This is a genomic window from Streptobacillus canis (assembly GCF_009733925.1).
In the GTDB taxonomy this organism is placed as follows: domain Bacteria; phylum Fusobacteriota; class Fusobacteriia; order Fusobacteriales; family Leptotrichiaceae; genus Streptobacillus; species Streptobacillus canis.
This window is the reverse complement of record NZ_WOEI01000048.1, coordinates 1-2,164: the sequence shown is the minus strand read 5'-3', so window position 1 is coordinate 2,164 and position 2,164 is coordinate 1. Positions and strand designations below refer to the sequence as shown.

Annotated in this window: 3 protein-coding genes; all 3 read left to right on the top strand. The window is 26.8% G+C overall.

From position 1 onward, the window contains the following. The first annotated feature begins 658 nt into the window (after window positions 1-658). Window positions 659-859 carry a DUF1016 N-terminal domain-containing protein gene (locus tag GM111_RS08670; RefSeq protein ID WP_269320149.1) on the top strand — a complete coding sequence of 67 codons (201 nt, stop codon included), beginning with the start codon at window positions 659-661 and terminating at the stop codon, window positions 857-859. A 61-nt stretch (window positions 860-920) separates the two neighbouring features. After that, window positions 921-1,247, top strand: a complete 327-nt coding sequence (locus GM111_RS08665) for a DUF1016 N-terminal domain-containing protein (protein WP_331279617.1) — start codon at window positions 921-923, stop codon at window positions 1,245-1,247. Then, entirely contained in the window at window positions 1,190-1,723 is a 534-nt protein-coding gene (locus GM111_RS08660; RefSeq protein WP_331279616.1) for a DUF1016 domain-containing protein, read from the top strand. Before GM111_RS08665 ends, GM111_RS08660 begins: the two co-directional genes overlap by 58 nt. Window positions 1,724-2,164: the final 441 nt, after the last annotated feature.

Genomic DNA, 2,164 nt, shown 5'->3' with positions numbered 1-2,164 from the left:
ATTCAAATATAGGATTTAATACAGACTATAAGATATTTACACCTAAAGTAAGTTTAGGAGTAAACTTTGATATATCAAGATTAAATATAGATACTTCAATAGAATACAATAAAAGATTTAGAGCATTGTTTGCTTTAAAGTTTGATATAGTAAAATAAAAATTAATGGCAATGGCTTTGCAATAAAAATCTGTATAAAGCCAATAAAATTGTATAAGCGAGAGTATGGGCACCAGAGCTAAAACAAAAATAGACAAATAACAAAATAATCTGCAACTTAGTAAAAATGCTAGTTTGCAGATTTTTTTGTTTGTAAACTAGTAAAACAAGGACATAAACAATATAAATATTGAGATAGAAATAGCCTATAAAAAAGTCATAGCAAGAAGAGAAAAAACAAGTGTAAAAATAGCACTTTAGGAATTTCAAAAGCAAATCAAAAAAAGAATATACCAAAAGCATGTGCAAAAGAACATTACAAGAACAAAGTTGAAAAGTCAAAAGAAACTGAGTGATAGAAAAGGAGTGATATTTTTGGTATAATTATATCAATTAGACTGAAAATATAATGATAAAATGTGAATATTGTTTATGATAAAAATATTAAACCTCGCATCACTGGTTCGAGAAATAAAGAAAATTGGATTGGAGAGATAAAAATGGATAAAAAAGATTTAGCTATAATTGGAGATAGTGAATATAAAAAACTACTTTTAGATTTAAAGGAAAAAGTTAGATGCAGTCAATTAAAAGCTGCAGTAAAAGTTAATTACGAATTGCTTGACTTGTATTGGAATTTAGGTAAGGAAATAGTAGAAAAACAGAAAGATTATTCTTGGGGAGATAGAAAAAATACTTAGTGAAGATTTGAAAAAAGAATTTCCAGATATGAAGGGATTTTTAGAGTAAAATCTTAGGAGTATAAGATTTTGGTATCAGTTTTATAAAGATTATTTAATTCGCTTACAAGCTGTAAGCGAATTAGAAAAAGTTGAAGAAAAGATAAAAAGTATTCCTTGGGGACACAATCAAAGGATTATGTATAAGTGTAAAGATGTTCAAGAGGCACTGTTTTATGTGAGTAAAACAATAGAAAATGGTTGGAGTAGAATAGTTTTGGAACATCAGATTGATGGAGATATAAAAGACTTGGAAGTGCAGTTACCAATTTTGATAGTAGATTACCGGAAATACAATCAGGTCTTGCGAAACAAACAATTAAAGATCCATATAATTTTGATTTTTTAACAATAAGAGATAAACATGATGAAAGAGAGTTAGAAGAAGCATTGGTTAATCAAATAACTTCTTTCCTTTTGGAATTGGGTACAGGCTTTTCCTATATAGGCAAACAGGTTCATATAAAAGTTGGAGAAAGTGATTTCTATATAGATTTGCTTTTCTATCATGTGAAATTACATTGTTATGTGGTAGTAGAGCTAAAGACAGAAAAGTTTAAACCGGAATTTGTAGGTCAACTCAATTTTTATGTAACGGCTATCAATAAGAATATGAAATCAGATAGTGATAATCAAACCATAGGAATATTGATTTGTAGAGATAAAGATAATGTAGTTGCTGAATATTCACTTGAAAATATTTCACAACCAATAGGAATAAGTAAGTATGAAATAAGTAAACTACTTGAGCAGGAATATAAAAGCAATTTACCATCTATTGAAGAAATAGAGGAGTCTATAAAAGAATTTGATTCTGGAAAATAAAATATAAAAATAGCAACAAAACTTATTCAAAGTTAATAAAATAGATATAGTTTGTGTTGAGTGTATGTTCTAAAAAAATAATATGCATATACAAGAGAAATTTGTATAAATTAGAAATGGTAAAAATTAGTAGTAAAAAATATTAAAAAAATTAATTTCTATTGGCAACGGGTTGGCAACAAAAACCTACTTAAAGCCAATAAAACCGTATATGGTGTAGGTATGAGCACCATTATTTAACTAAAAAATGAAGAAATAATTAATGAATCTGCAAGTCAGTAAAAATACTAAATTGTAGATTTTTTGGGAGTATCGAAATAAGTCTGTAAATTGAAAAATATAATTTTTAGTATAAGCCTTTTATTATGAATAAAAAAAAGTAAGAAGAGTAGGAAGAATTAGAGAAATCGAACCAACAATCTATGATAAAGCTGTAAAACT

Coding starts and splice junctions, on each gene's coding strand:
- GM111_RS08670 (WP_269320149.1), top strand. CDS start 659: ATGGATAAAAAAGATTTAGCTATAATTGGAGATAGTGAATATAAAAAA.